Origin of the sequence: Paraburkholderia sp. CI3 (genome assembly GCF_050436505.1) — a bacterium.
Lineage (GTDB): Bacteria > Pseudomonadota > Gammaproteobacteria > Burkholderiales > Burkholderiaceae > Paraburkholderia > Paraburkholderia tuberum.
In genome coordinates this window covers 3,877,011-3,899,903 of record NZ_JBNDMI010000004.1, presented here as the reverse complement: position 1 = coordinate 3,899,903, position 22,893 = coordinate 3,877,011, and the positions used below count along the sequence as shown (strand labels likewise).

General features: G+C 65.9%; 15 protein-coding genes. 6 read left to right on the top strand and 9 right to left on the bottom strand.

Annotated features, from left to right (window positions below):
• Positions 1 to 16: 16 nt before the first annotated feature.
• From OKW29_RS39400 to OKW29_RS39390, 3 genes are all read right to left on the bottom strand, one after another.
• A complete protein-coding gene (locus OKW29_RS39400) occupies positions 17 to 874 on the bottom strand; it encodes a carbohydrate ABC transporter permease (RefSeq protein ID WP_167368627.1) in 858 nt (285 codons plus the stop codon).
• A complete protein-coding gene (locus tag OKW29_RS39395; protein WP_184065377.1) occupies positions 864 to 1,802 on the bottom strand; it encodes a carbohydrate ABC transporter permease in 939 nt (312 codons plus the stop codon). Before OKW29_RS39395 ends, OKW29_RS39400 begins: the two co-directional genes overlap by 11 nt.
• A gap of 218 nt (positions 1,803 to 2,020) precedes the next feature.
• On the bottom strand, positions 2,021 to 3,268 hold the full coding sequence (locus OKW29_RS39390; protein ID WP_429294681.1) for an ABC transporter substrate-binding protein: 1,248 nt from the start codon (positions 3,266 to 3,268) through the stop codon (positions 2,021 to 2,023).
• A 597-nt stretch (positions 3,269 to 3,865) separates the two neighbouring features.
• On the opposite strand from OKW29_RS39390, the gene zwf reads away from it, so the two are divergent.
• From zwf to OKW29_RS39370, 4 genes are all read left to right on the top strand, one after another.
• Positions 3,866 to 5,329, top strand: a complete 1,464-nt coding sequence (gene zwf, locus OKW29_RS39385; protein ID WP_429294680.1) for a glucose-6-phosphate dehydrogenase — start codon at positions 3,866 to 3,868, stop codon at positions 5,327 to 5,329.
• Positions 5,330 to 5,522: 193 nt separating this feature from the next.
• Complete coding sequence (gene pgl, locus OKW29_RS39380) at positions 5,523 to 6,239, top strand: 6-phosphogluconolactonase (protein WP_090803460.1); 717 nt, start codon at positions 5,523 to 5,525, stop codon at positions 6,237 to 6,239.
• Complete coding sequence (locus tag OKW29_RS39375) at positions 6,217 to 8,133, top strand: bifunctional transcriptional regulator/glucokinase (RefSeq protein ID WP_429294679.1); 1,917 nt, start codon at positions 6,217 to 6,219, stop codon at positions 8,131 to 8,133. Before pgl ends, OKW29_RS39375 begins: the two co-directional genes overlap by 23 nt.
• 151 nt (positions 8,134 to 8,284) lie before the next feature.
• Complete coding sequence (locus OKW29_RS39370) at positions 8,285 to 9,211, top strand: bestrophin family protein (RefSeq protein ID WP_429294678.1); 927 nt, start codon at positions 8,285 to 8,287, stop codon at positions 9,209 to 9,211.
• A gap of 31 nt (positions 9,212 to 9,242) precedes the next feature.
• Here OKW29_RS39370 and OKW29_RS39365 read toward each other — a convergent pair whose 3' ends face one another.
• The 5 genes from OKW29_RS39365 to apbC all read right to left on the bottom strand — a co-directional run bounded on the left by OKW29_RS39365 (position 9,243) and on the right by apbC (position 14,899).
• Positions 9,243 to 10,007, bottom strand: a complete 765-nt coding sequence (locus OKW29_RS39365; RefSeq protein ID WP_429294677.1) for a lysozyme inhibitor LprI family protein — start codon at positions 10,005 to 10,007, stop codon at positions 9,243 to 9,245.
• Positions 9,992 to 12,277: an arginine/lysine/ornithine decarboxylase gene (locus OKW29_RS39360; RefSeq protein WP_184065359.1), complete on the bottom strand. Its 2,286-nt coding sequence runs from the start codon at positions 12,275 to 12,277 to the stop codon at positions 9,992 to 9,994. Before OKW29_RS39360 ends, OKW29_RS39365 begins: the two co-directional genes overlap by 16 nt.
• A gap of 91 nt (positions 12,278 to 12,368) precedes the next feature.
• Positions 12,369 to 12,938 carry a dCTP deaminase gene (gene dcd, locus OKW29_RS39355; protein ID WP_008924193.1) on the bottom strand — a complete coding sequence of 190 codons (570 nt, stop codon included), beginning with the start codon at positions 12,936 to 12,938 and terminating at the stop codon, positions 12,369 to 12,371.
• A 205-nt stretch (positions 12,939 to 13,143) separates the two neighbouring features.
• The gene (locus OKW29_RS39350; protein WP_090803451.1) at positions 13,144 to 13,680 is read right to left on the bottom strand and encodes a superoxide dismutase family protein; all 537 of its coding nucleotides are present in this window, start codon (positions 13,678 to 13,680) and stop codon (positions 13,144 to 13,146) included.
• A 130-nt stretch (positions 13,681 to 13,810) separates the two neighbouring features.
• Positions 13,811 to 14,899: an iron-sulfur cluster carrier protein ApbC gene (gene apbC / locus OKW29_RS39345; protein ID WP_184021091.1), complete on the bottom strand. Its 1,089-nt coding sequence runs from the start codon at positions 14,897 to 14,899 to the stop codon at positions 13,811 to 13,813.
• A 340-nt stretch (positions 14,900 to 15,239) separates the two neighbouring features.
• Between apbC and OKW29_RS39340 the strand changes: the two genes are divergently transcribed.
• Positions 15,240 to 15,893, top strand: a complete 654-nt coding sequence (locus OKW29_RS39340) for an OmpA family protein (protein ID WP_429294676.1) — start codon at positions 15,240 to 15,242, stop codon at positions 15,891 to 15,893.
• A 408-nt stretch (positions 15,894 to 16,301) separates the two neighbouring features.
• Positions 16,302 to 18,434 (top strand): methionine--tRNA ligase, encoded by a 2,133-nt coding sequence (metG, locus tag OKW29_RS39335; RefSeq protein WP_429294675.1) that lies wholly within the window; start codon positions 16,302 to 16,304, stop codon positions 18,432 to 18,434.
• Between the two features lie 97 nt (positions 18,435 to 18,531).
• On the opposite strand, the gene OKW29_RS39330 is transcribed toward metG, so the two are convergent.
• Entirely contained in the window at positions 18,532 to 22,869 is a 4,338-nt protein-coding gene (locus tag OKW29_RS39330; protein WP_429294674.1) for a translocation/assembly module TamB domain-containing protein, read from the bottom strand.
• Between the last annotated feature and the right edge of the window lie 24 nt (positions 22,870 to 22,893).

Below are 22,893 nucleotides of genomic sequence, written 5' to 3'. Positions count from 1 at the left end.
GTCGCTCCAGGGTGATTTAGCCCTTCACCGCGCCCGCGGTCAGGCCGCGCACGAAGTAACGTCCGGCGATGATATAGACGAGCAGCGTGGGCAGCGCCGCGATGATCGCGCCGGCCATGTCCACGTTGTATTCCTTCACGCCGGTCGAGGTGTTGACGAGGTTGTTCAGCGCCACGGTGATCGGCATCGAATCGACGCCGGAGAACACGATACCGAACAGGAAGTCGTTCCAGATCTGCGTGAATTGCCAGATCAGGCACACCATGAAGATCGGCAGCGACACCGGCAGCAGGATCTTCGTGAAGATCGTGAAGAAACCCGCGCCGTCGATCCGCGCGGCCTTCACGAGTTCAGCCGGCACGCTCACGTAGAAGTTGCGGAAGAACATCGTCGTGAACGCGATACCGTAGATCACGTGCACGAGCACGAGGCCGCTCACCGTGTTCGCCAGCCCGAGGATGCCTTCGAGGCGCGCCATCGGCAGCAGGATCGCCTGGAACGGAATGAAGCAGCCGACCAGCAGCATCGTGAAGATCGGATCGGCGCCGCGGAACCGCCAGTGCGTGAGCACGTAGCCGTTGAACGCGCCGATGATCGACGAGATCAGCACGGCCGGAATCACCATGCGCACCGAGTTCATGAAGAACGGCTGCATGCCGTCGCAACGCACCCCCGTACACGCGCCGCTCCACGCCTTGAGCCACGGCGCGAAGCTCCAGCTCGTCGGCGGCGTCAGCAGGTTGCCAGTGCGCAACTGGTCGATGTCCTTGAACGACGTCGACAGCATCACGTACAGCGGGAACAGGAAGTACAGCGCAAACAGAACCAGGGCCGCGTAAATGACGGCACGGCTAATCGTCATCTTAGGCTGCATTGCGGGTGCTCCTCGATTCCAGATACATCAGCGGCACGAGCACGGCCACTACGGTAGCGAGCATCATGATCGACGATGCCGCGCCGACGCCGAGCTGCCCACGGTTGAACGAAAACGTGTACATGAAGATGGCCGGCAGCGACGTCGACGTACCCGGACCGCCGGCGGTCAGCGCGACGACCAGGTCGAACGTCTTGATGGTGATGTGACAAAGGATCAGCAGCACGGAGAAGAACACCGGCCGCATGCTCGGTATCACGATCTTGCGGTAGATGGTCGGCAGGTTCGCGCCGTCCATCTGCGCGGCCTTGAAGATCTCGCTGTCGACGCCGCGCAAGCCGGCGAGGAACAGCGCCATCACGAAGCCGGTGGACTGCCAGACCGCCGCGATCACGATACAGAAGATCGCCCTGTCCGGGTCGCCGAGCCAGTTGAACGAGAAGCTCGTCCAGCCCCAGTCGTGAAACACCTTCTCGATGCCGATGCTCGGCGTCAGAATCCATTGCCACGCGGTGCCGGTCACGATGAACGACAGCGCCATCGGATACAGGAACACGGCGCGCAGCGCGCCTTCGTTGCGGATCTGCTGATCGAGCAGGATCGCGAGCAACAGACCCAGACCGATGCAGATACCGATGAACGGAATGCCGAACCAGCCGAGGTTCGCGGCCGAAGTCCAGAACACGTCGTTCTGAAACAGTTCGCGATAGCGGTCGAGACCCGCGAACTCCCAACGAGGCATCAGCCGCGAAGTAGACAGCGACAGATAGCCGGTGATTGCGATAAAGCCATACACGAAGATCAGGCTGATCAAGACGCTGGGTGCGAGCACCAGCTTCGGAATATAGCGATCGGCAAGGGCCGCCATGGGCGACGTGCGGCGGGTGACGGTGGCCGTTTTCCCGTTCCCGCTGATGGAAGCAGTCACTACTCGACTCCTGCTGAAACTGTGCCGTCGGGCTGCCCGTGCACGCATGGCGCGGGACCGCGACAGTCATGGGTGTGACTCCATGAAACCAGGGTGAGCCGGGTGGCGCCGGACTGCGCTGCGAACGAAAGCAGCTCGAGGTCCGACTCGACACGGCCCGAAGGGCGCGCCCGGTGCTTCGGATGCAAGCCGCCGGGCGCAACACTTCGTACTTACGCTTACTTGGTCTTCGCTGCCTTCGCGAGAGCCTGAACCGCGGTCTTCGAATCTTCCTGCGAGTTCATGAACTTCGTGACGACGTCGGAGATCGCGCCTGCCGCGGCATCCGGCTGAGCCATGCCGTGAGCGAGCGACGGCACATAACCGCCGGCCTTGATCGCAATCTGCTCATCCGCGTACGACTTCTTCGCGCAGTCGTCGAACTTGTCCATCGGCACGCCGAGACGCACCGGGATCGAGCCCTTGTACAGGCTGAACTGCTCCTGGAACGCCGGCGACATGATCGTCTTCGCGAGCGCGAGCTGGCCCGGCGTCGCGGCCTTCTGGCCCTTCTGCTGGAAGAACACGAACGAGTCGACGTTGAACGTATAAGCCTTGTCGGTGTTCGGCACCACCGCGCAGATGTAGTCCGTGCCCGACTTCTTGCCAGCGTTGGTGAACTCACCCTTCGCCCAGTCGCCCATGAACTGCATGCCGGCCTTGCCGTTGATGACCATGGCCGTGGCGAGGTTCCAGTCACGGCCCGTACGGCCCGCGTCGAAGTAGCCCTGGATCTTGCGGACCGTGTCGAACACCTGAACCATCTTGTCCGAGGTCAGCGTCTTCTCGTCGAGGTCGACGAGCGCCTTCTTGTAGAAGTCCGCGCCTTCCGACAGCACGACGTCTTCCCACAGCGTCAGGTCTTGCCACGGCTGGCCGCCCATTGCGATCGGCTGAATGCCCGCGGCCTTCATCTTGTCGGCCACCGCGAAGAACTCAGGCCACGTGGTCGGCACCTTGCCGCCGGCCTTGTCCAGCGCTGCCTTGTTGATGTACAGCCAGTTCACGCGGTGCACCGAGAAGGGAGCGGCGACGTAGTGGCCGTCCGCGCGAATGATCTTGTCGATTTCCGGCGGCAGGTTCTTCTTCCAGTCGCCCGCGACCGAGTCGATTGGCACCAGCACGCCCTGCGAAGCCCACTCCTGGATCAGCGGACCCTTGATCTGCGCGGCGCTCGGTGCGTTGCCCGAGATCACCTGCGTCTTCAGTGCCGTCATGGCAGCCGCGCCAGCGCCGCCCGCGACCGCGAAGTCCTTCCACGTGTAGCCCTGCTTCGTCATGTCGTCCTTGAGGACGCCGACGGCCTTGGATTCGCCGCCCGAAGTCCACCAGTGCAGCACTTCGATCGACTCGGCGGCCTGCACGGCCGACACGCCACACATCAGACCCGCAGCGCACAGAGCGCCCATGATCGCGCGAAATTTCATTGCTTATCTCCTCCAGACACCTGAACAAAAAAACGAATGGCCCCTGATGTCGCCAGGGTGCTGTGGTTGGTTCAAACAGGCAAAACACTGGCGATCGAGCACGGTCGGGCGCATGCGCGAGGGCATGTGCCGGCGGACCGATGTCCGGCCGCTGGACGCTCAAGAGGTGAGTGGTTCGGGATGCAACTGACTGTCTCCTCTTTTGATTTTTGCCTGCCCGCATCGCGCTGCAGACTCGAGGTACCTCATACGCCAACTCGACGCCAGCGTGACGTCGGCTGCGGGCAACGACCCGCAAGCCCGTCGACTCCCCGGCTTTCCGTAAGGTCCGCCGGCACCCTGCTGGCGCGTACCGGAAGGCGTTGTCCCATTGTCCGTTAGCGTGCCGGGGACGCCCGCCGATTCGCAAAAAGCGTGCATTCCGTCAGTACAGCGCACGCTTTTTTCATCGAATTAACGCTACCTCTTGATTTGGATTGTAGTTAAACTACAATTCAGTGTCAAAAAATATTTTATCGGACTACGGTCGCTCTTCCGGGGCGCTGCGCGTGCAGTGTCCGATCAGCGCGGCGGCCCTCAGGACATCGACGGAGACTCATGCATACCGACTCAAGCTTCACCTTCGTTCTCTTCGGCGGAACCGGCGATCTGTCGATGCGCAAGATCCTGCCCGCGCTGTTCGAGGCGCACCGCGCGGGCGGCATGCTCGCCGACAGCGGCAAGATCGTCGCGCTCGCGCGGCACGTCGAGGATCGCGGCGAGTATCTGCAGTGGGTCGACGGGCACGTCAAGCCGCATGTGTCGAAGAACGGCCTCGACGAAGCCGCGTGGACGAGCTTCCTCGCGCGCATCGAGTTCGTGAAGATCGATCTCGGCAATCCGGATGACTTCGCGCAACTGCGCGACGCGATCCAGGAGATGCCCGGCATCCGCGTGTTCTATCTGGCGACGGGTCCGTCGCTGTTCGTGCCGATCTGCCATGCACTTGCCGCGGTGGGCCTGAACCACAACGCGCGCATCGTGCTCGAGAAGCCGCTCGGCTACGACCTGAAGTCGTCGAACGCAATTAATGATGCGGTCGGCGAAATCTTCGCGGAAGAACAGATCTACCGGATCGACCATTACCTCGGCAAGGAGCCGGTGCAGAACCTGCTCGCGCTGCGCTTCGGCAATGCGCTGTTCGAGCCGCTGTGGCGCCGCGAGTGGGTCGAAAGCATCCAGATCACGATCGCCGAGGAACTCGGCGTCGAAGCGCGCGGCGATTTCTACGACAATACCGGCGCGCTGCGCGACATGGTGCAGAACCACCTGTTGCAGTTGCTGTCGATCGTCGCGATGGAGCCGCCCCACTCGATGGATTCCGACTCGGTGCGCGACGAAAAGCTGCGCGTGCTGCGCGCGCTCAAACCGGTCGAGCCGCAGGAAATCGGCAAGGTCGCGGTGCGCGGCCAGTATCATTCGGGCGTGATCCGCGGCAACACGGTCCCGGCCTACGCGACCGAGCACGGCGTGAAGCCCGATAGCTCGACCGAGACCTTCGTCGCGCTGAAGGTCGAGATCGAGAACTGGCGCTGGGCCGGCGTGCCGTTTTTCCTGCGCACGGGCAAGCGGCTCGCCGATCGCGTCGCCGAGATCGTCGTGAATTTCCGTGCGGTGCCGCATTCGGCGCTTGGCGCGTCGGCGCTGCGCGCGGGCGCGAACCGCCTCGTGATCCGTCTGCAGCCGAACGAGACGATTCGTCTGTACTGTCTCGCGAAGCAGCCCGGCGAGGGTATGAACCTCGCGAGCGTATACCTCGATCTCGCGTTCGACCGGTTCTTCCGCGAAGGCCAGATGGAGGCCTATCAGCGGCTGCTCCTCGACGTGATCAACGGGCGCCTCGCGCTGTTCGTGCGGCGCGACGAACAGGAAGCCGCATGGCGTTGGGTCGAGCCGATCCTGAACGAATGGAAGGCCTCGCCCAAGCCGCCCAAGCCGTACGCGGCAGGCACGTGGGGACCGGCCGCGGCGAGCGCGATGCTCGCCCAGCACGGCACCTGCTGGCTCGAGGAAGAGAATTGAGTTTGATGAATTGATGGACGGCGCCGCGCGCGATGAACACCTCGGCGCGCGGCGCCGGCAACACCACCGACGAACTGAACGGAGTCGCGCCGGTATCGCGTCATGCGTTTGCAGGCCACCCGCCTTGCAGGCATCGTGCGAGAGCAGTCAGGCTGATTCCGCAGACCTAACAAGAAAGCAGCACGGAGGAGAAGTGATCGAGCTTCACGCTTTCGACGACCAGCGCGCCCAATCCGACGCGCTGGCGAAAGCGGTGGGCGACGCGTTACATGCGTCGCTTGCCGCACAGGCGGCCGGCACCGGCACGTCCACCCCGCTCGCGCGCCCGGCCATGCTGGCGGTGTCCGGCGGCAGCAGCCCGCGTCCGTTCCTGCAAACGTTGTCGACGCAGACGTTCGACTGGCCCCGCATCGCGATCACGCTGGTCGACGACCGCTGGGTGCCGGAGACCGATAGCGCGAGCAACGCGCAGCTCGCGCGCGCCACGTTGCTGCAGAACGCGGCGCAACACGCGACCTTCTGGCCGCTCGTCGACACCACCCAGGATCTGCATTCGCACGTCGCCGCGCTGAACGCGGACGCGCGCTTTGCCACGGCGCCCGACGTCGCGGTGCTGGGCATGGGCGAAGACGGCCACACCGCGTCGATCTTCGCCGATGCGCCCGAATGGGATCACGCGATCAACACGACCGAGCGTTTCGTCGCCGTGCATCCGGGCGCGGCGCCGCACGCGCGCGTGAGCTGGTCGCTGTCCGCGCTGAAGGACGTGAAGCATCTGTTTCTGCTGATCGCAGGGCCGCGCAAGATGGACGTGCTCAACGCCGCGTCCGCCGCGCTACAAAAAAATGCCATCTCGCAGCTGGCAAACGACAAGGGAGTGAGACTCGATGTCTACTGGTGTGCAAACTAAAGCTGTGCCGGGCGCGGTCCAGCACGCCGATGGACCGAGGCTCCTGGCCGACATCGGCGGTACCAATGCGCGTTTCGCGCTCGAGACGGGCCCCGGCGAAATCGGCTCGGTGCAGATCTATCCTTGCGCCGACTACCCGAGTGTCGCCGACGTCATCAAGAAGTATCTGAAGGACACGAAGATCGGCCGCGTCAATCACGCGGCGATCGCGATTGCGAACCCGGTCGACGGCGACCAGGTCAGCATGACCAATCACGACTGGACCTTTTCGATCGAAGCGACGCGCCGCGCGCTCGGCTTCGACACACTGCTCGTCGTCAACGACTTCACCGCGCTCGCGATGGCGCTGCCCGGCCTCACCGATGCTCAGCGCGTGCAGGTGGGCGGTGGCCAGCGCCGGCCGAACAGCGTGATCGGCCTGCTCGGCCCCGGTACCGGCATGGGGGTGTCGGGCCTGATCCCCGCCGACGACCGCTGGATCGCGCTCGGCAGCGAAGGCGGCCACGCCACCTTCGCGCCCGCCGACGAGCGTGAAGATATCGTGCTGCAGTACGCGCGCAAGAAGTGGTCACACGTGTCGTTCGAACGCGTGGCCGCGGGTCCCGGCATCGAGGTGATCTATCGCGCGCTCGCGGGCCGCGACAAGAAGCGCGTGCCGGCCAGCGTCAATACCGCCGATGTGGTCAAGCGCGCGCTCGAAGGCGAGCCGCTCGCGGCCGAATCGGTCGACGTGTTCTGCGGCATTCTCGGCACCTTCGCCGGCAATATCGCGGTGACGCTCGGCGCGCTCGGCGGCATCTATATCGGCGGCGGGGTCGTGCCACGCCTCGGCGAGTTCTTCGCGCGTTCGTCGTTTCGCCAGCGCTTCGAGGCGAAGGGCCGCTTCGAGGCGTATCTGCAGAACGTGCCGACCTATGTGATTACCGCCGAATACCCGGCGTTCCTCGGCGTATCGGCGATTCTGGCGGAGCAGCTGTCGAACCGCGCGGGCGGCAGCTCGTCGGCGGTGTTCGAGCGGATTCGCCAGATGCGCGACGCGCTGACGCCGGCCGAGCGCCGCGTCGCCGAACTCGCGTTGAACCACCCGCGTTCGATCATCAACGATCCGATCGTCGACATCGCGCGCAAGGCCGACGTCAGTCAGCCGACCGTGATCCGCTTCTGCCGCTCGCTCGGCTGCCAGGGGCTGTCGGACTTCAAGCTCAAGCTCGCGACCGGTTTGACCGGCACGATTCCGGTCAGCCACAGCCAGGTGCATCTCGGCGACACCGCGACCGACTTCGGCGCGAAGGTGCTCGACAACACCGTGTCCGCGATTCTGCAATTGCGCGAGCATCTGAACTTCGAGCACGTGGAACGCGCCATCGACCTGCTGAACGGCGCGCGGCGCATCGAGTTCTACGGACTCGGCAATTCGAACATCGTCGCGCAGGACGCGCACTACAAGTTCTTCCGCTTCGGCATTCCGACCATCGCGTACGGTGACCTGTACATGCAGGCGGCCTCGGCCGCGCTGCTCGGCAAGGGCGACGTGATCGTCGCGGTGTCGAAGTCGGGGCGCGCGCCCGAGCTGCTGCGCGTGCTCGACGTCGCGATGCAGGCCGGCGCGCAGGTGATCGCGATCACGTCGAGCAACACCCCGCTCGCGAAGCGTGCGACGGTCGCGCTGGAAACCGATCACATCGAGATTCGCGAGTCGCAACTGTCGATGATCTCGCGCATCCTGCACCTCGTGATGATCGACATTCTCGCGGTCGGTGTGGCGATTCGGCGCGCGGTGCCGAGCGACGACGTCGCCGAGACGGTCGAAAAAGCGCGCGAAGGCGCCGACGACGACGCGACGGCCGTGCTCGACTGGCTCAGCCACGGCGCTGCTTCGTCGCCGCGCGACTGAGCCTCCGTTAACGGCTGTCCCGATCCGCTCGCGGTGAACGAATCCGCGGCGTGTGCATCGTCTTCGATGCGCCCGCCGCGGGTTTTCCTGTTTGGGGACGCGAAAAGCGACCGATAATAGGCGCTCTATCTCCTGGCCGAACCGCTTTGCCATGATCATCCGCCCGCATCTCCACTGGTTTCACATGCTGCTCGCGTGGCGCGGCTCGGTGCTGCCGCAGTTGCTGCCGCGGCTCCTGCTGATCTTCTTCATCTCGATCATTGCGCTCGCCGCACACGATCATCTGCTGCCCGTCAGCCTGAACCTGAACTCGATCGCGCCGTTCTCGCTGGTCGGCATTGCGCTCGCGGTGTTTCTCGGCTTTCGCAACAACGCGAGCTACGACCGCTGGTGGGAGGCGCGCAAGCTGTGGGGGCAGTTGCTCAATGAGTCGCGCTCGCTGACGCGCCAGGCGCTGACGCTGCCGTCGCGCGAGTTGCCCAAAGAAGAAGCCGCCGCGTTTCTGGCGATGCTGAGCGCGCTCCCGCATGCGCTGCGTCATCAGTTGCGCAAGACCGAACCGCGCGACGACCTTGCCGCGCGGCTGCCCCGCGCACTGTTTGAACGTGTGATTGGATCGCGCTACAAGCCAGCCGCGCTGTTGCTGTGCCTCGGCGAATGGGTGCAGCGCGCGGCACGCGCGGGGGCGCTCGATCCGATGGCGGTGCTCGCGTTCGACCGCAATCTGAACGGGCTGTCGGATGTGATCGGCGGGTGCGAGCGCATCGCGTCGACGCCACTGCCGTTCGCGTATTCGGTGATGATCCACCGCACCGTGTACTTCTTCTGCGCGTCGCTGCCATTCGGACTCGTCAATAGCATCGGCATTTTCACGCCGGTGTTCGCGGTGTTCGTCGCGTACACGTTCATGGCGCACGAGGCGATCGCGTCGCAGCTCGAAGAACCGTTCGGCACCGACGACAATGACCTCGCGCTCAACACGATGTCCGCGATGATCGAGGATGCGATGCGCGATCTGCTCGGCGAGCCGGCGCTCGCGCCGCCGCAGCCGCGCGAAGACCGTTATCGATGGGATTGAATGCGCGGTGGGCCGCGCCGGTCGGCGGCCGTCAGTGGTTGCCGGCCGTTTCGGAGAGCCGTTTGATCGTCGCGACGCGCGCGCCGATGATGTCGATACGCCCGTGCTCGTCGACGAGCCGCGTCGCCGCCGTCAGATACGCGCTCCACGCGCGTTGCGCGTGCACGAGCGTCGGCCGCGATTGCGCCGGCATCTTCGATTCGAGCACACGATAGTAGCGCTTCAGATCGAACATCGCGTGTTCGCAGCGCGCGTCGGCGTTGCAGGCGCGCGGCCGGCGCGGCGCCGGACCGTTCGCATCGGCGAGCGCGCTGCGCAGCGCGAGCGCGCGGTCGCGCACCGGCTGCAGCTGCATGTCGGCTTCGGAAAGCACGTACATCGAACCTTGGGTCGTGGCGAAGACCGCGGCAAGCAACTGCTTCTCGGCATCGCGCGACGCGAGCCAGCTCGACTGGCTCCTTTCCCACAGCCTGCGCCGCGCGGGCGGCAGCTTCGCGAGCAACTGCTGGTACGCGTTGTCGACCGCGACCTTCCAGCCGATGCGCGCAGCGTCCATGCACTGCACCTGCCCCATCGTCGTCGACATGTCGGCGCGCGCGAGACATGCGCGCATCGACGCGTCGATCGGATCGGCGGCGGCCACCTCGGCATGCGCCGCCGGACTCGCGATGCCGCCGAACACCACCGTGCCGGCCGCCAGCGCGAAGGCCAGCACGCCGGCCCCGCGCCGCCAGCGGCCGATCGCTGCCAGGCCCGGCAGAAACGTCACCCACGCCATCGTCAGATGCGCACGCAATCGACGAAGTATTCGATGCGCCCGTTGACCATTTCGCCGACGAGCCCGTGGATATCCGTATGGAAGCCCGGGAAGCGCTCGTTGAACTCGCGCGCGAAACGCAGATAGTTGACGATGGTCCTGTTGAAACGCTCGCCCGGAATCAGCAGCGGAATGCCCGGCGGATACGGCGTCAACAGGATCGACGTGACACGGCCTTCGAGCTCGTCGATCGGTACCCGATCGATGTCGCGGTGCGCGAGCTTCGCGAACGCGTCGGAGGGCTTCATCGCCGGCTCCATGCTCGACAGGTACATCTCGGTCGTCAGACGCGCGATGTCGTTCGCGCGATACACGCTGTGGATCTGCTGGCACAGGTCGCGCAGGCCGACACGCTCGTACATCGGATGATGCTGCACGAACTCGGGCAGCACACGCCACAGCGGCTGGTTGTTGTCGTAGTCGTCCTTGAACTGCTGCAGCTCGGTCACCATCGAGTTCCAGCGGCCCTTCGTGATGCCGATCGTAAACATGATGAAGAACGAGTACAGGCCCGTCTTCTCGACGATGATGCCGTGCTCGGCCAGGTACTTCGTGACGATCGCGGCCGGAATGCCGGTTTCGCCGAAGCCGCCGTCCATGTCGAGACCCGGCGTGACGATCGTCGCCTTGATCGGGTCGAGCATGTTGAAGCCTTCGGCGAGAGGGCCAAAGCCGTGCCACGCGTCGTTGGGGCGCAGCATCCAGTCGTCGCGCGAGCCGATGCCTTCCTCGGCGAACTGGTCCGGGCCCCACACCTTGAAGAACCAGTCGTCGCCGTATTCGGTGTCGACCTTGGTCATCGCGCGGCGGAAGTCGAGCGCTTCAGCGATCGACTCCTCGACGAGCGCGGTGCCGCCCGGCGCTTCCATCATCGCCGCGGCCACGTCGCACGACGCGATGATCGCGTACTGCGGGCTCGTCGACGTATGCATCAGATACGCCTCGTTGAAGCGATGCTTGTCGAAGCGGCTGTTCTTCGAATCCTGCACGACGATCTGCGACGCCTGCGAGATACCGGCGAGCAGCTTGTGCGTGGAGTGCGTCGCGTACACCATCGCGCCGATGCGCGGACGGCCCGCGCCGATGGCGTGCATGTCCTGATAGAACTCGTGGAATTCGGCGTGCGGCAGCCACGCTTCGTCGAAGTGCAGCGTGTCGAGCCATTCGCCCAACATCTCCTTGATCATCTCGACGTTGTAGATCACGCCGTCGTAGGTGCTTTGCGTGATCGTCAGAATGCGCGGCTTCAGGTTCGGGTTCTTCGCGAGCGCTTCGCGCGCGAACGGGTTCGCCTCGATCTTCTTGCGGATGTTCTCCGGTTCGAACTCGCTGCGCGGAATCGGGCCAATGATGCCGAAGTTGTTGCGGGTCGGCGTCAGGAACACCGGTATCGCGCCGGTCATCGTGATCGCGTGCAGGATCGACTTGTGGCAGTTGCGGTCGACCAGCACGATGTCGCCCGGCGCCACCGTGCCGTGCCAGACGATCTTGTTCGAGGTGGAGGTGCCGTTGGTCACGAAGAACACGTGGTCGGCGCTGAAGATGCGCGCGGCGTTGCGCTCCGAGGCCGCGACCGGACCGGTATGGTCGAGCAGCTGGCCCAGTTCGTCGACAGCGTTGCAGACGTCGGCGCGCAGCATGTTCTCGCCGAAGAACTGGTGGAACATCTGGCCGAGCGGGCTCTTCAGGAACGCGACGCCGCCCGAGTGACCCGGGCAGTGCCACGAGTACGAACCTTCTTCCGCGTACTGCACCAGTTCCTTGAAGAACGGCGGCGCCAGCGAGTCCAGATACACCTTCGCCTCGCGGATGATATGGCGCGCGACGAACTCCGGCGTGTCCTCGAACATATGGATGAAGCCGTGCAGCTCGCGCAGGATGTCGTTCGGCAGATGGCGCGAAGTGCGCGTTTCGCCGTACAGAAAGATCGGAATATCGGCGTTGCGGCGGCGCACTTCGGTCACGAACGCGCGCAGCGCGACGATCGCGGCGGCAAGCTCGGGCGTCTCGCCTTCGACGACCACGTTATCGACGTACGGCAGCAGCTCGTCGTCGTCGATCGACAGGATGAAGCACGACGCGCGGCTCGACTGCTGCGCGAACGAGGTCAGATCGCCGTAGCTCGTCAACCCGAGCACTTCCGCGCCTTCTTTCTCGATGGCTTCGGCCAAAGCCCGGATGCCGGAACCCGAGATGTTCTCGGAGCGGAAATCTTCGTCGATGATGACGACGGGGAAACGGAACTTCATGGGCGATTCTCCAAAAAGAAAACGACCGCTGCGTTACGCAAAAAAGCGCAGCGGTCACCCGAATAACTGGTGGGTCAAGACGCTGCCGGCGTCACGTTTTCGGCAACGTGACGCCGTGCTGACCTTGATACTTGCCGCCGCGATCCGCGTACGACGTTTCACAAATCTCGTCGCTTTCGAAAAACAGCACCTGGGCGACGCCTTCGTTCGCGTAAATTTTCGCAGGCAAAGGTGTCGTATTCGAGAATTCGAGCGTGACGTGGCCTTCCCATTCCGGCTCGAACGGCGTCACGTTGACGATGATCCCGCAGCGCGCGTAGGTCGATTTGCCGAGGCACACGGTCAGCACGCTGCGCGGAATACGGAAATACTCGACCGTGCGCGCGAGCGCGAACGAGTTCGGCGGGATGATGCAGACGTCGCCCTTGAAATCGACAAACGACTTCTCGTCGAAGTTCTTCGGATCGACGATCGTCGAGTTGATGTTGGTGAAGATCTTGAATTCGTCGGCGCAGCGGATGTCGTAGCCGTAGCTCGAGGTGCCGTAGCTGACAATCTTCCGGCCGTCTTCGGAGACGCGAACCTGATCGGGCGCAAACGGCTCGATCATCTTGTGCGACTCGGCCATGCGCCGGATCCACTTGTCAGATTTGATGGTCATAGGTGAGAGCTGCTCGACGTGAATATCAGGTGTGACGAAAGATAGATGAAAACGGCCGGCGGCGGCGCCCAGCCGGCAAAGGCCGCTTATTTTACGCGATCACGGAGACGCTGCCGCAGATGGCGCGAGGCGCGCCCGATGAAGGGGGTCCGCCGACTGGCACGACGCCGTTGCGGGACGGGCGCGGCGAAAGCGCGCTCGCGCTTCACTGCTGGCGAATCACGCCGCAGGCGATCGCCGCGCCCGCGCCATGCTGAGGGTAAGCGTAGGGATCGGTCGCATCGCGGTGGAGCAGTACCGCGCGCTGCAGCACCGAGCGGATGCCATCGAGCGACACGTCCGGCGCGACGATGAAGCCGGTGGCCACGCCGTTCGCGTCCGCATGGATGTTGCCGAGATCGCCCTCGACGCGCGCGCCGGCCTTGAGCCGTTCGGCCGCCGGCGAAAACACCGGACCGGCGCTGGAGCCGTCGGCGGCGTTGCAGTCGCCGCGCTCGTGCACCTGCAGCGCGTGGTCGCTATTGGGCGGCAAGCCCGTGAGATTGTAGGTGACCTGGACGCCGTCCGAGCGCTCGATAAAGGTCACGAGACCGTGCGCCTGATTGCCCACGGTGGGCAGCAGTTGCGCGTCGGCGCGCTTTTCCTGTGGTCTCAGGAATACGCCACAGCCGCTCAACAGCACACAGCCGGCAGTCAGGACGATGAACGCATGTACCGCGTGCCCGTCGATTCGTTTTCCCATGCGATCCTCTTGTCGGCCTGGCGGCCGCCCCTGCGGCCGCCGAGCCGAACTCGTGAAGTCGACATGATACCGCGAGAGTTCGTGAAAATAGGGATCGAGATCACCCCTAATCCCTCGCCCGAACGGCCGCTCAGGTGTTCTGCACGACGATGTTCGGAAACTTCGAGCTCATGTCGCGCGCGCGTTCGGCGATATGCACCGCGACCTTGCGCGCGATCGAGCGATAGAGCTCCGCAATGCGCCCGTTCGGGTCCGCGACGACCGTGGGACGGCCCGAGTCGGCCTGCTCGCGGATCGTGATGTCGAGCGGCAGGCTGCCGAGCACGTCGACGCCATACTCCTTGCCCATGCGCTCGCCGCCGCCGGCGCCGAAGATGTGCTCCTCGTGCCCGCAATTCGAACAGATGTGCAGGCCCATGTTCTCGACGATGCCGAGAATCGGGATGCCGACCTTTTCGAACATCTTGAGGCCCTTCTTCGCGTCGAGCAGCGCGATGTCCTGCGGCGTCGTGACGATCACGGCGCCCGTAACCGGCACGCGCTGCGCGAGCGTCAGCTGGATGTCGCCGGTGCCCGGCGGCATGTCGACGATCAGATAGTCGAGTTCGTGCCAGTTGGTCTGGCGCAGCAGCTGTTCGAGCGCCGAGGTCGCCATCGGGCCGCGCCACACCATCGGGTTGTCCGCCTCGATCAGGAAACCTATCGAGCTGGCCTGCACGCCGTGGCCGGTCATCGGGTTCATCGATTTGTCGTCGGGCGATTCGGGGCGGCCCTCGATGCCGAGCATGGTGGGCAGCGACGGGCCGTAGATGTCGGCGTCGAGAATGCCGACCGCCGCGCCCTCGCTCGCGAGCGCGAGCGCGAGATTCACGGCGGTCGTGCTCTTGCCGACCCCGCCCTTGCCCGAGGCAACCGCGACGATGTTCTTCACGCCGGGCAGCAGTTTCACGCCGCGCTGCACGGTGTGCGCGGCAATCTGTTGCGAAACCTCGACGCGCACGTTCGCGACGCCGGGCACCGCGCGCAACGCGTCGGCGAACCGCTGGCGGATCGCGTCGAACTGGCTTTTCGCCGGGTAGCCGAGCGTCACCTGAAGGTTGACCGCGTCGCCCTCCACAACCACGTTGCGGATGCTCTTCGCGGCCGCGTACGGCGCGCCCGTGTTGGGGTCAGTGACGGCCGCGACGGCGGCGTCGACCAAAGCCCGATCGATACTCATTGATACTCCGTGGGGAAGAGGTGCGGCGCGGCGAGATGGACCGATCGGCCACGCGGCGGAATTTGCAAGAAATTGTTATGCGGCATTGCGAAAATCGAACGTGCCGGGCACCCTTCGGGGCACGCGGGACGCCGTAGGGTCGCATCGCTGTGTGTTTCAGGCACTATTGTAGTGTCTGACGGCACACGGTGCCCGAAGACCCTTCTTCGCTGTAGGACCGCGCGAAGCAAGGCGCAGGAATCGTTCCCGAACTTTCTGAGTGGTCGGTGCATTGCCGTAATGTTCGCTGCATAGACTGACCGCTACCCGCTAGCTCATTCGCACTCGAAAGGAAACCAAAATGAATGCAAGAATCATGACTCGCGTGGCCGTATTCGCCGTGGTCGGCTCGCTGGTGGCAGGCTGCGCAACCCAACAGGGCACCAACACAGCAGTCGGCACCGGCGTGGGCGCTGGTGCCGGCGCGGCGATCGGCGCGATCTTCGGCGGCGGCAAGGGCGCGGCGATCGGCGCGGCCACCGGCGCCGCGGTGGGTGGCATCACCGGCTACAACTGGGACAACATCCGCAACCGCATGTCGGGCGCGACCAAGGGCACCGGCACGCAGATCACCGAGCAACCTGACGGCTCGCTCAAGCTGAACATCCCGAGTTCGGTCACGTTCGACACCAGCAGCTACGCGATCAAGCCGTCGTTCGCACCGGTGCTCGACCAGCTCGCACAGACGCTGCAGCAGAATCCGGAAGTCGTCGCGTCGGTCGTCGGCCATACGGACAGCACCGGCTCGCTGCAATACAACGAGACGCTGTCGGTCAATCGCGCGCAGAGCGTGACCGGCTATCTGGCGCAACGCGGCATCGCGCCGCAGCGTCTGTCGGCCACCGGCATGGGCCCGAACCAGCCGATCGCCGACAACAACACCGAAGCCGGCCGTGCGGCCAACCGTCGCGTCGAGATCTATCTGCGCGCCACGGCCCAGCACGCGACCCAATAAGGGCAACTCTCAAGGAGAAGGCGCCGCCGGGCCGGCCGACGTTTCAGCCGCACGCGGCCCGGCTTGCGGGCCGGACGAGCCGCCGGACCGGTTTGTCGACGGATCGAAAAAAATTTCGAACTCTGCGGAAAATCCGCGGTCTGTCTTTACGGTACGTGGCTGGCGAAGCCATCACGTCACCATTCTCCTCTTGTCGTTGTTGCTCCGGGGTTTATCGACCCCGGTTTTTTTTTGCCCGCGCGGTTTTGCACCCCGCTTCGCCTGGCATCGTTCCTGGCTGTCCCCCACCGCAGCGCCCGCCCCCATCCCCCTCTGTTCCGCGCGTCCAGCCCGCCGCGCCCGGTCCGCGTGCGGCGTGCGCCCTGCTAAAATCACCGTTTCGTCCCACCGCAGGCACCCCCGATCCTTATGTCAGCACCCGCCACCGACCTCCCAGCAGGCGCGCCGCCCGGCCGCCGTCAGATTCTCGTCACGTCGGCCCTTCCTTATGCGAACGGGCAGATTCATATCGGCCATCTGGTCGAATATATCCAGACGGACATCTGGGTCCGGGCGCTGCGAATGCACGGCCACGAGGTCTACTACGTCGGCGCTGACGACACGCACGGCACGCCGGTGATGCTGCGCGCGGAACAGGAAGGTCTGACGCCGAAACAGCTGATCGATCGCGTCTGGCTGGAACACAAGCGCGACTTTGACAGCTTCGGCATTTCGTTCGACAACTACTACTCGACGGACTCCGACGAAAACCGCGTGCTCAGCGAAAACGTCTACCTCGCGCTGAAGGAAGCGGGGCTGATCGACGCGCGCGAGATCGAACAGGCGTATGACCCGGTCAAGGAAATGTTCCTGCCGGACCGCTTCATCAAGGGCGAGTGCCCCAAATGCGGCGCCAAAGACCAGTACGGCGACAGCTGCGAGGTCTGCGGCTCGACCTACCAGCCCACCGAGCTCGTCAATCCGTACTCGGTCGTCTCGGGCGCGACGCCGATTCGCAAGACCTCGACGCACTACTTCTTCCGCCTGTCCGATCCGCGCTGCGAGAACTTCCTGCGCGCCTGGGTCGGCGGCCTCGCGCAGCCGGAAGCGACCAACAAGATGCGCGAATGGCTCGGCGACGCCGGCGAAGCCAAGCTCGCCGACTGGGACATCTCGCGCGACGCGCCGTACTTCGGCTTCGAGATTCCGGGCGCGCCCGGTAAGTATTTCTACGTGTGGCTCGACGCGCCGGTCGGCTACTACGCAAGCTTCAGGAACCTCGCCGAAAAGCGCGGCCTCGACTTCGACGCGTGGGTCCGCAAGGGCTCGACGGCCGAGCAGTACCACTTCATCGGCAAGGACATCCTGTATTTCCACACGCTGTTCTGGCCCGCGATGCTCGAGTTCTCGGACCATCGCACGCCGACCAACGTGTTCGCGCACGGCTTTTTGACGGTCGACGGCGCGAAGATGTCGAAGTCGCGCGGCACCTTCATCACCGCGCAAAGCGTGATCGACACCGGCCTGAATCCGGAATGGCTGCGCTACTACTTCGCGGCCAAGCTGAACAGCACGATGGAAGACCTCGACCTGAATCTCGACGACTTCCAGGCGCGCGTGAACAGCGATCTGGTCGGCAAGTACGTGAACATCGCGAGCCGCGCGGCCGGCTTCCTGATCAAGCGCTTCGACGGCCGCGTGCAGGACAGCGCGATGCATCATCCGCTGCTCGGCACGCTGCGCGCCGCGCTGCCGCAGATCGCCGCGCACTACGAGGCGCGCGAGTACAGCCGCGCGCTGCGTCAGACCATGGAGCTCGCCGACTCGGTCAACGCCTACGTCGATACCGCGAAGCCCTGGGATCAGGCGAAAGACCCGGCCAACGCGGTCGCGCTGCACGAGACCTGCAGTGTCAGCATCGAGGCGTTCCGTCTGCTGTCGCTGGCCCTGAAGCCGGTGCTGCCGAAGCTCGCCGAAGCGGTCGAGGCTTTCCTCGGCGTCGAGCCGCTCGTGTGGGCCGACGCCACCGTGCCGCTCAGCTCGGCGCGCCCGATCAACGCGTACAAGCATCTGATGACGCGCGTCGATCCGAAGCAGATCGAGGCGCTGCTCGCGGCCAATCGCGACTCGCTGCAGGCCACGCCGGAAGCGGCGCCGGCCGACGCGAAGGCCAAGGCGAAGGCCCACGCCAAGGCCGTCGCCGCGAAGGAAGAAGAGGCCGGCATCATCACGATCGACGACTTCGCGAAGGTCGATCTGCGCATCGCGAAGATCGTCGACTGCAAGGCGGTGGAAGGCTCGGACAAGCTGCTGCAACTGACGCTCGACGTCGGCGAAGAGAAGACCCGCAACGTGTTCTCGGGCATCAAGTCCGCGTATCAGCCGGAGCAGCTGATCGGCAAGCTGACCGTGATGGTCGCGAACCTGGCGCCGCGCAAGATGAAGTTCGGCATGTCCGAGGGCATGGTGCTGGCGGCATCGGCGGCGGACGAGAAGGCCGAACCGGGCCTCTACGTGCTTGAGCCGCATAGCGGCGCGAAGCCCGGCATGCGCGTGAAGTAACGCGCGGCGCCTTTGGGCGCCTCACCCCACCTCGCCGCAGGCAGGTATGACGAAAACGGCACGCTTCCAGGCGTGCCGTTTTTTTATGTTGCCCGCGTCACCACGAGATCCGGTCGAAGCGCCGCGTGTACAGCACGTCGGCGCCATAGAACGTGCCGCCATACACGACCAGCGACCAGTATCGCGTCAGATTGATCGTCGCCTTGATCGCATTGCTCGCCGACTGCAACCCCTGCTCGTAGCCGATCACGAGCCGCTCGTTGATCGCCTTCGACACCATCACGACTTGCGGATCGGTCAGGCCGACCTCGCTGCGGCCGATCGAAAACTCGTCGAGCCCGACGGTCTGCGCGATCCGCTGACCCGTCGCGCTGCCGAGCAGCGCGAGCGCGGTCGTCATCGTGCTCTGCTGGCCGAGGTTATTGCCCTGGTCGGTGCCGTGGCCGAACAGCAGCCACGACAGTTTTTCGTTGTCCGGCACGCTTGGCTCCGACACGAGCCGCGCGACCGGCGCCTGCAGCGTGCCCGTTACCTGTACGCCGGCTTCGACCTGCTGGTTGCGGCGCATCGCGAGAATGTTGATGCCCGGATTCGTGACTGGCCCGTTGAACGTGAAGAAGCCGTTCTCGATCGCGAGCTTGCGGCCGAATGCGGTGTAGGTCGAACCCGGCGTGACGCGCACGTTGCCGACCGCGCGCAGCGGCGTATTCGGCGCGCTCGTCGCGGTGATCGTGCCGGCGAGGCCGAGATCGGCGCCCTTCCCACGGAAGCGGAAGTCGTTGCCGAGGCCGATCTCGATGTTCGCGCGTGGCGCGAACGGGCTCGCCGGCGGCTGGCCGCCTTCACTCGGACGCGGCTGGCCGCCCGAGCGCGTGCCGTCCGGGCGGATGATCACGACGTCGTCGCCGAGGCTCGGCGCGGCCTGCTCGGGCAGATCGAACCGCGCGCTGTCGACCACGAACTTGCCGTCGATCACGGGGCCGCGCTCCACGCCGCCGTTCGAGATGTTCGCACTGCCCGACAGCGACAGATGGCGGTCCGGCGACGCGAACACATCGAGCTTGTCCGCGACGATGCTCGCGGTCATGTCGGGCTCCGAGCTGTCGAGACGCACGCGGCCGGTCGCGCGCAGCGTGCCGCTCGCGCCGTGGAACTCGACCTGCTGGAAGTCCACCATGTTCTGCGACAGCGCGATGCGCACGACCCCGTCCTTCAGTTGCACGCCCTGGCTCACGACCGTCGCGGACAGACCGTCGCCGGTCAGCGAGCCGGTCACGTTCGGTTTCGCGACCGTGCCGCCGAGCGCGAGCTTCAGCGCGAGATGGCCGTCGAGCAGATAGCTGGGGCCGAGCAGGCCGCCCGTCGTGCGCAGCGACGGCACGTTCGCGTTCACGTTGCCCGACAGCGCGCTTTGCGGATCGACGCTCAACATGCCGTCGCGCAGTACGAGCGGCGTGTGCGCGTCGGCATCGATCACGCCGACGCGGCTCGCCTGCGCATGCACGGTCGCATTGAGCCGGTTGCCGCCGGTGAATTCGGCGCGCGCTCGGATGTCGCCAATGCCCATCGACGAGAGCCCGCGGCCGATCTCGACCGTCACGTCGCCGCTGCGCCGGCGCAGCTCGATGTGGCCGCTCGCCGTCGCGCCGAGCGAGAAGTCCCAGTCGCCGTCGAACACGAGGTCGGTGCGCACGGCGGGCGGCTCGCCGGTGATCTGGCGACGCAGCTCCTGCAAGTGCGCGAGCGACACATCGGTCAGGCTGCCGGCCGACTGGATGCGGCCGTGATCGAACGCGAATGACTTCAGGGTCAGCACCGAGCCTTCGATCGTCAGGCGCGTTGCGCCGAGCGTGAGGTGCCCCGGCCCGGCGCTGAGCGCGAGCGGCGATTCGAGATTGAGCGCCGGCGTGCCGCGATTTTGCAGACGCGTGACGGTGCCGTCCCAGCGCGAGCCGTCGCGCGTGTCGGTCAGCTTGCCGTTGGCGGCGAGCGTCAGATCGAGCGGTCGGTCCTGCAGCTTGCCGGTCGCGGCGGCTTCGAGCGTGTGGTTCGCGCGTGTGCCGGACAGGCGGGCGGTCAGCGTGGCGAGGTCGACGCCGCCCGCGTTGACATTGCGCGCGTCGGTCGTGAACGCGAGCGCGCCGTTCGCGCCGTCGCGCAACTCGGCGTGGCCTTCCGCATGGCCGATGCGGTTGCTCGCGAACACGACGCTGTCGGCCTTGTAATTCAGCGTGACGTTCGGATGCGCGAATGAGCCGGTAACGTCGCCGTCCGCGGCGACCGCGCCCGCGAGGCCGAAGCCGAGCCGATCGAGCTGCGGCGCGTCGATGCCGAAGCGCAGCCGGTCGCCGGCCGCGCCGAAGCTGCCTTGCAGATTCACCCGGTTGCCCGCCACCGAAAGATTCGCGTGGCTCGGCAGGATTCGCGAGCCGGCCAGCTGGATCATGCCGCCGCCCGTGAGCGGCAGGTCGTTGTAGACGCTCGGACCGAGCGTGAATTCGGCGCGCGTCGTGAAGACCGGCGCGAGCACACCTGCTGCCGTGACCGTGGCGTTCACGCGCGCCTCGATCCTGCGCGCTGGCGGACCTGCCTGCGCAGCTGCGCGTGGCGCAGGGCCCGCGCGATGCGCGGGCGGTGGCGTCCTGCGCTCGAGCACTTCGGTCTGCACCGCGGCCTGCGCGGTGTTCTTCGCGATGGCGGCGGCCTGATCGCCGGGCGCCGCGCTCTTCGCGCCGGCGGTGCTGCCTACGAGCGCCGCGGCTTGCGCTTGCCGCTCGCGTTGCGCGCCGCTCGCGGCGGACGCGCCGGATGTCGTGACAGGCGTGCGGGCGGGCATCTGCGAGGTCAGCGACAGCGGATCGAAATCGGTCAGTTGCGCCTTCAGGTTGTAGGTCGAGTTCTCATCGTGCTTCAGCGCGCCCGATAGATCGATGCGGCCACGGCCCGACGTGACGCGCACGTCGTTGAAGCTGATGCGTGCGGGGTCGAACGTAATCTTGCCCTGGGCGCGCAGCGCGGCGGCGGGGTCGGCGAGATCGAGCGTCAGGGTCTGGATGTCGTCGTTCAGGCGGATGCCGATCGGGCCGGACAGCTGCGTCGGCCGCACGGTCGCCTGCAGCGCGTTCAGGTCGAGCCGCGCGACGCTCAGATCGAGCCGGCCGTGCCGGCCGCTCAGCGCGCCGCCGCCGGTGAGCGTCGCGTTGCGCACGAGCCGCACGTTCAGGTTCGAGATGCTCTGCGTGTGGGCGTCGAGGCGCACGTCGGCGTTCGCATCGATCAGCGGCAGCAGTTTCTGGTCGATTGCGCCGGGTTTCGCGTTGACGATCGAGACATGGCCGGCGACGGCGAAACCCGCCGCCGGTTTGGCCGGCGCGTGGTGGCCCCCGAAGATGTGGTGCGGATGGCTGGCGGCCGACGGTTTCGCCGCGCTGGCTGTGCCAGGGGCGGTCGCCGCGCCCTGCTCGACCGGCTGCAGCTCCGCGCGCACCGCCAGATCGGCCAGCGGCGCACCCGGCGCGAAAGCCTGCGGATTCACATGATCGAAGCTCAGCGTCGCGCGCTGCAACGGCACCGCGGCGAACGGCGCCGCTTCGACCCGCGCGTGGCCGGCGAGCTTCATGCCGCTCGCATCGAGCTCGGCGACGAGCTGCTCGAGCGTGCCGCTCAGGTGGCCGGCCACCTGCACCGCTTCATCGTTGACCTTGCCCGCATAACCGACTTCGCCGGTGAGCGGAAACGGCCGCACGCCATCGAGTTTCGCCGCTGCCGTCAGCGCCCCGAACGGCGTATCGAGCCGATCGATCGCGGCCTCGTGATGACGCCCGTCGCTGCGCCCATGAAACGCGAAGCTCGACAGCTCCGTCGTCGACGCGCCCTGGTGCAGCAGCAGCCGCTCGACCTGCACGTCGCGGATCTCCAGCTGCATCGGTAGCTGCAGATCCTGCGGCAAGCTCAGCGGCTCGCTGGTGCTCGCCGACGACGGGCCGACGCGCGCCTCGATCGTGCCGACGTGCAGGTAGTCGATCGTGAACCGCCACGGCTCGCGCGCGAGCGCCCAGCTGCCCGCGATGCGGTCGATCTCGATGTCGGTGCCGCTGCCGTCGAGGCTGCGCCAGCGCACGTCGCGCAGTTGCACGCCGCGCGCGAGCGTGCCGCCGTCGAGCGTGCCGGCGAGCCGGCCGCCGAGCAGCTTCACAGCCGCGTGCCACGCGTACGCGGTGCCGCGCTCGGTCGTCAGCGCCCCGTACAGCAGACCGGCCGCGAGTGCGGCGAGCAGTACCAGCATGAGCACCGTGCCCGCGACCGACTTCAGCAGCAGCCGGCCCCAGCGCCGCTTCGGCTGCGGCGTGTCGGGCGGCTGCTGCCCCTCCGGCGGTCCTGGCGGCATGGCGCCGGGCGGCTGCGCGGGGGGCGGGGCGGTGACGTCGGTGGTCATGCGTGAATACGGTGGCAAATAAGG